The organism is Geobacillus sp. TFV-3, from assembly GCF_009901865.1.
GTDB classification, from domain to species: domain Bacteria; phylum Bacillota; class Bacilli; order Bacillales; family Anoxybacillaceae; genus Geobacillus; species Geobacillus thermoleovorans_A.
The window spans coordinates 1,386,787-1,395,000 of the sequence record NZ_MPSP01000001.1 but is presented as its reverse complement, the minus strand read 5'-3'; the positions used below and the strand labels follow the sequence as shown (position 1 = coordinate 1,395,000).

The 8,214-nt window shown below is 48.1% G+C and carries 5 protein-coding genes (1 of these 5 only partly in view); all 5 read right to left on the bottom strand.

What is annotated here, in order from left to right; translation table 11 throughout:
- Positions 1-696, bottom strand: partial view of a LacI family DNA-binding transcriptional regulator gene (locus BJQ97_RS07105; protein ID WP_160156044.1) — the 5' portion only. The gene continues 327 nt to the left of window position 1, outside the view; only the first 696 of its 1,023 coding nucleotides appear in the window; its start codon is at positions 694-696; its stop codon lies off the left edge, out of view.
- Positions 697-753: 57 nt separating this feature from the next.
- Positions 754-2,280: a UDP-glucose--hexose-1-phosphate uridylyltransferase gene (galT, locus tag BJQ97_RS07100; RefSeq protein ID WP_160156043.1), complete on the bottom strand. Its 1,527-nt coding sequence runs from the start codon at positions 2,278-2,280 to the stop codon at positions 754-756.
- Positions 2,281-2,282: 2 nt separating this feature from the next.
- A complete protein-coding gene (galE, locus tag BJQ97_RS07095; protein WP_160156042.1) occupies positions 2,283-3,269 on the bottom strand; it encodes a UDP-glucose 4-epimerase GalE in 987 nt (328 codons plus the stop codon).
- Complete coding sequence (locus BJQ97_RS07090) at positions 3,266-4,453, bottom strand: galactokinase (RefSeq protein ID WP_201451667.1); 1,188 nt, start codon at positions 4,451-4,453, stop codon at positions 3,266-3,268. The genes galE and BJQ97_RS07090 overlap by 4 nt, the downstream gene beginning before the upstream one ends.
- Positions 4,454-5,169: 716 nt before the next feature.
- Positions 5,170-8,211: a beta-galactosidase, LacZ type gene (gene lacZ, locus BJQ97_RS07085; RefSeq protein WP_160156041.1), complete on the bottom strand. Its 3,042-nt coding sequence runs from the start codon at positions 8,209-8,211 to the stop codon at positions 5,170-5,172.
- Between the last annotated feature and the right edge of the window lie 3 nt (positions 8,212-8,214).

Here is an 8,214-nt window from a genome sequence, read left to right as displayed (position 1 = left end):
TTTTTTCATCAGCCGATAGCCATCTTCGGCAGTGAAGGCGCCGATCCATACATAACGGGAATCGTACAGTCCTTTGACATACAAATATTCGTAAAACGCCGCTTCGCGCTCATCGCGGATCGGCGTTTCCCCGTCAACATATTCACGGCCGCCGATATAGCCAATTTTCGTATGCCCCAGCCGAAGCAAATAATCAAGCACTGTCACCGTGGCTTGACGCAAGTCGATGACGACTGAATCAAACCGATGCTCATCAGGCGAACAGTCGACAAACACAATTTGTTTGGCCCCGGCAGCAAAAGTCTCGACTTCCTTCGGCCCGAATTTTCCGACGGCGATGACGCCATCGAGCGCCTCCATCCGTTCAATTGGATAAGCGCCATGCTGCTTAAACAATTTGACGAGTTCGATGCCGCGGTCAAAACATTCTTTTTCCACCCCGAGACGAATCGCCATATAATAGGGGTCATCGATTTCCTGGCGCTCCGAATACCAGTGAATGAGCCCGAAGCGAAACGATTCGCGCGCTTGCTGGCTTCGTTCCCGCAATGTTTTGTAGTTCAGCTCTTGGGCGACTTCAAAAATGCGCCTTCTCGTTTCATCAGAAACGGACAGCGTCGCATCATAATTGAGCACGCGCGACACCGTCGCGACTGAAACGCCGACTTTTTCCGCGATTTCTTTTAACGTAGCCATAGTCTGTTCGCGATCCCTTCCTTAATGTTTCATATGAAACGCGTTTTTTCGCCGCATTTAAACAAAGGACGACATGCGCTCCACAGCACGCTGCATAAAGCGGCGAAACGCGTCCTTCCCTCGCTTGTCCCGCTTAAACACCCCGGCATGTTCCAGCACAGTCACAAACCGTTGCCCGACTTCGTGCCGCAAAATGTCATAGACGTTGTCCTTCGTGATGTCCGGATAGGCCGAGCGAATGGCTTCGCACCAATCCCAATGTTTCTGCATCGACTCGTCCCAGTCTTCTTTTTTTGTCCGATGCACGAGATAATCAGCCAGCGTCTCCAGTTCCACAGCAAGCCGCGCCGGCAGCACCGCCAGCCCCATCACTTCGATCAAGCCGATATTTTCTTTTTTAATATGATGCAATTCTTCATGCGGATGGAAAATGCCGTACGGATGTTCCGCTGACGTCCGATTGTTGCGCAAAACGATGTCCAACTCAAACAAATCGCCGCGCCGTCGAGCGATCGGCGTGATCGTGTTATGCGGAACATCGCCGCTGTAGGCCATAATCTCGACACTTGGGTCGCTGTACGTCCGCCATGTTTTATACAAAAAGGCAGCCGCATCCAACACGTCCTCTTTTGGTCCAGTCAAACGGATGACGGACATCGGCCAGCGCACAATGCCGGCTGTGACCGACGGAAACGATGGAAGCGGGATGCACTCTTCGATCTCCGCCTTTTCCATCGCAAACGTATAGCACCCGCCTTGGAAATGGTCATGCACTAAAATCGAGCCGCCGACAATCGGCAAATCGGCGTTCGAGCCAATGAAATAGTGCGGGAACTTTTCGACGAAATCGAGCAAACGCTCAAGCGTCTTCCGCTCCATCTTCATCGGCACGTGTTCGGCGGAAAAGACGATGCAATGTTCATGATAGTACACGTAGGGAGAATATTGGAAATACCACTGTTCATCCAATAACGTGATCGGAATGACACGGTGATTGGAACGGGCAGGATGACGCCACGTTCCTTCATACCCTTCGTTTTCTTTGCATAATACACATTTTGGATACGAGGATGACGGCATCTCTTTTAATTTGGCGATTTCCTTCGGATCTTTTTCTGGCTTCGCCAAGTTAATGGTGATATCCAATTCTCCATAGATCGTGGACACTTTCCAGTGCTGATTGTTGGCGATGCGCACCGTTTGAATGTAATTGGACGCTTGGCTCAACGAGTAAAACCAGTCCGTCGCCTCCTGCGGGTCGCGGCGGTACCGCTCGTAAAAGGCGCGGATCACTTCCGATGGCCGCGGCATGACGCAGTCCATCAACTTCGCATCCCATATATCGCGCTCGGTCGTTGTATCCGTTTCCAACAATCCTTGTTCATACGCCCAATCAATGATCACGCCCAATATCGGAGCGGGCGAGGCCAAAGGAACGTCCTTGACCTCGGCCGGCTGCCATTCCGTGAGCCGAAGCGTGGCCAGCAGGCGGTTGCGCGCGTACACCTCGTCTTCCGGCGCCAAAAGGCCGCGCTGCTCGGCATAACGGATCAGTTGTTCAATCGCCGCAAAAATCGTTTCCATGTTTACACACCCCGATAGCCGTTTGGCCGCGCTTGATGCCATTCCCACGCCGACGCGACAATGTCCGTAATGGATGGGTATTTCGGGTTCCACCCGAGCTCGCGCTTCGCCTTTTCCGATGAAGCGACAAGTCTCGCCGGATCGCCCGGACGCCGCGACATGACGCGGGCCGGAATCGGATGACCCGTCACTTGCCGCGCCGCTTCGATCACTTCTTTGACGCTGAAGCCGTTGCCGTTTCCTAGATTGTACACGTCACTGGGCGCCCCGTTCCGCAGTTTTTCAAGCGCCAAAAAGTGGGCATCGACAAGATCGAGCACATGAATGTAGTCGCGGATGCACGTTCCATCTGGCGTGTCGTAGTCATCGCCGAAAATGACGATTTCCTCGCGTTGGCCGAGCGGCACTTTCAAAATCAGCGGAATAAGATGCGTCTCCGGGTTGTGGTCCTCGCCAATTGTCGTGCCGTACGCTCCGGCGACATTAAAGTAGCGGAGCGAAATCGAGCGGATGCCGTAGGCGCGATCGGCCCATTTCATCATTTTTTCCATCGCCAGCTTCGTTTCTCCGTACGCATTTGTCGGTTCGGTCGGGTCGGTTTCGACGATCGGGATTTGTTTCGGCTCCCCATACACCGCGGCGGTGGAAGAAAAGACGATTTGCTTGACACCGAACTCCTTCATCACTTCAAGCAACACTTGTGTGCCGTACACATTGTTGTCGTAATACTTCAGCGGCTCTTCCATGCTTTCGCCGACCAAGGAATTCGCCGCAAAATGAATGACCGACTCAATGTCGTACCGGCGAAACACCTCGCGCAAAAACTCGCGGTCGCGAATATCGCCTTCGCAAAACACCGCCTCACGGTGAACGGCCTCTTTGTGCCCTGTCTGCAAGTTGTCAACCACCACGACGTTCTCGCCTTTTTCGATCAGGCGGTACACCGCATGGCTGCCGATATACCCTGCCCCGCCGCAAATTAAAATCATCGGCTCATCTCCTCCTGTTTCGTCAGTTCTCTCGCCCCATTCCCAACTTCGACGACATAAAAACTTGCTTCATACCCGATTGTTTCGGCGTACGCATTTCCGACCCGTTCAATAAAATCTTGAACATACGCTTTTTTCACAATGTTCACCGTACAGCCGCCAAACCCGGCGCCCGTCATGCGCGCCCCGATCGTCCCTTCGTGCGCCCATGCCGCTTCAACGAGCGTATCAAGTTCGATACCCGTCACTTCATAGTCATCGCGCAACGACAAATGCGACTGTTTCATCAACTCTCCAAAGCGGATGAGGTCTCCTCGCTCAAGCGCCCGGGCGGCTTCAAGCGTCCGCTCGTTTTCCGTCACCGCATGGCGGGCCCGCTTTTGTTCCAGCGGTGAAAGGAGATGGGCATATTCATCGAGCTCCGCGCTTGTCAGCTCACCGAGCGAGGCGATGTTCCGCACGCCTTGCAGCTTCGAAAGCGCCGCTTCGCACGTCGTCCGCCGCTCGTTGTACGCCGAGTCCGCCAAACCGCGCTTTTTGTTCGTATTGGCAATGACGATCGAACAATCGTCAAGCACCAATGGCAAATAGCGGTACTCGAGCGTCTGGCAGTTTAATAGGATGGCGCAGTCTTGTTTTCCCATGCCGACGGCAAACTGATCCATGATGCCGCAATTGACGCCGACGTATTTATTTTCTACGGTTTGGCTCATTTTCACAAGTTCTAGTTGGTCAAGTCCGCGCCCGAACAGTTCGTTGAGCATCACCGCCGTCGCGAGCTCAATCGATGCCGAGGACGACAGCCCGGCGCCGTTCGGGACCGTGCCATAATACAAAATGTCCAATCCGGTCTCCAGCGGGCTGAGCGCTTGAAACGCAGCCAAAATCCCTTTCGGGTAGTTCGCCCAGCCGTGCTCGCTTCGGTATGACAAGTCGTCGTAAGAAACCGTGATCACTCCCGTTTCCGGGAAGTTTTGGGAGTAAAAGCGGACAAACGGCTCATCCGTTTGCCGAACGAGCGCATACGTGCCGATCGCAAGTGCGCACGGTAGCACATGTCCGCCGTTGTAATCCGTATGCTCACCAATTAAATTGACGCGGCCGGGGGCGAAAAAGACACGAACTCTCCCTTCGCCACCGAATATGTTTTTAAAGGTTTTTGTCAAACCGAAACCAGTAGTCATTATTATGCCTCCCAAACATCGATCGTCAGTGTATATTTTAGTATAAATTTTACTAAAAGGCATTAAAAAAGGTTCATCACCAAAAGATGTGCTTGACTTTTAAAGATAAACATCATGGCAATGTTGCTCAAAGAGATGTGTGGTATAAAAAGGAAAAAAACGCTGTTTTGGTTTTCTTTCTCATGATCATCTTTCTTTGTCAAGTACACTTTGTGATGGAGATCCATAAAAAAGTCTTTATTTAGACTCCCATAACAAAAAGTTTCGTCCGTCATCATCGGAGGGATGAAAATATCCTTTTGTCGAATGTTTTAAGTTTATATATTTTGGGATTTGCGTATTTTCAGGATATATAAGTTGAAATTTTGTTTTACATGGCATTGTTCACTCTTCTTGTCACCGTGCCAGCTTGTCAGGTGATAAAAACAAGACATGGAGGTCGGAAATTCTTTATTACAACCTATATAGATACAATTTGAAATTTTAACATTTGCAGCTTTTACTGAGCATTGGATCTACTATAGGGAGACCGAACAACGCTGCTTTCAGACCCATGTATAAGCCTATGAATCGGGTGGTTGTTCAGTCTTCCACCGCGCCTTGTCGTGACAAAGGCAAGCCACAAGCTCGCCTTCGACAGTCGAAAAATGAACAAGCGACTTTTCCGTCAAGGATAATTTCTAAACTTTTTCGTTGCATCTATAATGCTTTTATCGCTAAACTTTATGAATCATAAACTCAAATTCCATGTCTTGATCTGCCTTTATGACGTATTCATCGTGAACTGGGGCGCCCCAACTGTCGTCCCCGCCAACTCCCATTTGTCGACCTGCTACTGTGACAACTGTATAATGAATATTGGGCAGCTCGTAATGATGATTGGCATGTTCAAGTTCAAAAGCTGTGTATGGCGAAAAATTGCATTCCAACGGTTCAGTTACAGAAGAAATTTTGATCCCTTGCCCATTGCAATTAGTTAAACTCACACGGCGCACTCCTGTTCGGTTGCCTGATTCCTGCGGTTTGAGATAGGGCGATACGTTATCTGCTACTTGATTTTGAAAAATTCCAAGTCTTGCCCCCTTCGAGCGGTCAACATAGTTTTCCTCAGGCCCCATTGCATACCACTCAAGTTGGTCATAATCTGCTGGAACCTTGAATGATACCGCAAAAATAGGCATTGGTGGAAGATTCTTGACCCCATGATACTTCGCCTTCACGCGAATGCTGCCATCAGCATAAACGGTATAGCCAATGTTTACTTCCAAGTCAGGATGAATAGAAAATTTATAGGTAAAGATGATGTTTACTTGTGCTATTTCCTCTTTCACATCGACTTTTACACATTTACGCGCCAAACTCGCTGCATACCAAAGCCCCGAATGGAAGTCTTGCGAAAAACCCCGGTCATTATCAGTCGTAGCCCGCCAAAACAATGGTGCGGGAGGGACAGCAATCATCTCCTTGCCTGCGTAATTCATTGAAACTAGACTTCCTACCTGTTTGGAGAACATGATCGTAAAATCTTTGCCGTGCACCCCAATGTTGACATCACCATGGACAACTTTTAACTTTCCGCTAGGAACAACAAATTCCTTAGAGCCAACCTGAAATACACACTGCCCGAATGCCACTTCATAACCGGCGTCAGCCCAAAGTGTTTTTTCTTTCAATTTAAATGACGTATGAATGCAATATTCACCTACATCTGTCATCATCCCAGGGAACCAGTTGAACTCGACTCTTTTCTCTTCCTGCGGTGCTACCGCTACATTCAGCTTATTTCGATACAGCTCTCTACCCTCAAAGAATAGGACATATTCTAAATCATATTCACTTGTGTCAGTGAAAAGACTTTCATTTCTAATATTGACACCATATTGATCCGGTGAAAGCTTAAAGTTTTGATAAAGATATTTTACTTCCTGCATCTTCGGCGACAACTCCCGGTTGGCATAGACAATTCCGTTGGTGCAGAAACCGTAATCCGTTGGACGGTCGCCAAAGTCCCCTCCATATGCCAAAAATTCTTTTCCATAACGATCTTTTTTCACAAGGGCTTGATCAATGAAATCCCAAATAAAACCGCCTTGATACATCGGATACTTTTGTTCCAAATCCGTATATTTGTACATCCCGCCGAGCGAGTTCCCCATTGCATGCATATATTCGCAACTGATATACGGTTTATCCGGATTTTCCGTTAAATATTTTTCAATTTCATGAGGCTTTGCGTACATACGGCTTTCGATATCACTGATGTCATTGTACTCGCGAGCGTGGAATACTCCTTCATAATGGACAAGACGGCTCGGATCGACTGACCGAAAATAGTTAGCGACGTTTAACAGAACTTCCCCGGCATACGATTCATTTCCACATGACCAAATCAGGATGGAAGGATGGTTCTTATCCCTTTCAAACATTGAAATCGCCCGATCCATAACAATGTCTTGCCATTCTCGATTGTTCCCCGGAACATTCCATGTGGGGTCGACATGGCCCATTTTTTGCCACGTTCCGTGCGTTTCCAAATTCATTTCATCAATGACATAGATGCCGTACTCGTCGCATAGTTCATACCAATAGCTTTGATTCGGGTAGTGTGACGTACGGACTGCATTAATGTTATGACGCTTCAACGTTTTAATATCCCAGATCATATCTTCCTTTGTGATTGCCCGGCCTCTTCGGCAATGAAATTCATGTCGGTTAACACCTTTAAATACAATCCGTTTTCCATTAAGGTGCATAACTTTATTGATGATCTCGAATCTTCGAAAACCAACCTTCTGCGGAACAACTTCTACCAATTGGTCAAACTCGTTAAAAATTTGAATATATAGCTTATACAAATACGGTTTCTCAGCGCTCCATAATTCCGGTTCATCGACCGCAATGGAAAATGTCCCCTTTTCACCATCAAGTCCTCCTCCTTTTTTAGCGACAAGGTCGCCTTTCGCATCATACAATTCAGCAATAAACCTAGAGCCGACAGGTACCGGAGACAAAAAGGTAAGGTCCACCGTTAACATGCCTTTTGTATAGGACGAATCCAATTCGGCGCGAACATGTAAATCATATACATGGATGTCTGGCACTGTATAGAGGTATACATCTCGAAAAATTCCCGAAAAACGCCAAAAATCTTGATCCTCAAGCCAACTTCCGGTGCTGTACTGGTAAACCTCAACCGCCAGCTTATTCTCTCCATCCTTTACAAAAGGTGTAAGTTCAAATTCTGCCGGCGTGAAAGAGTCCTCACTATACCCGACAAACTGCCCGTTCAACCAAACATAAAACGCCGACTCCACTCCTTGAAAGGAAATATACACCGGTTTACCTTTCATCGATTCAGGAAGATTAAAAACTTTTATATAGCTTCCTACTGGATTATAATCCATAGGAACTTCTGGAGGACGAACATCGCAATGACCGTCCCACGGATACATCGTATTTACATACTGAGGAGTTCCATATCCTTGCAACTGAATATGCCCTGGTACGGAAATATCCTCCCAATTTGAACAGTTGAAATCAAGCTGATAAAATTGCGCAGGGCGGCTAGCGGGGTTTTCGGCATAGTGAAATTTCCAAGTTCCATTCAGCTCATAGCGCATTGTCATTGGAATTCCACTTTTCGCTTCTTCCAACGTCTCATAATAAACATGGTCCGAATGGGCAGGCAGGCGATTAACTGCAAACACATGGGGATCCGAAAGCCATTCTAATGTGGGGGTTGTTAATGTTTTTTTCATTAT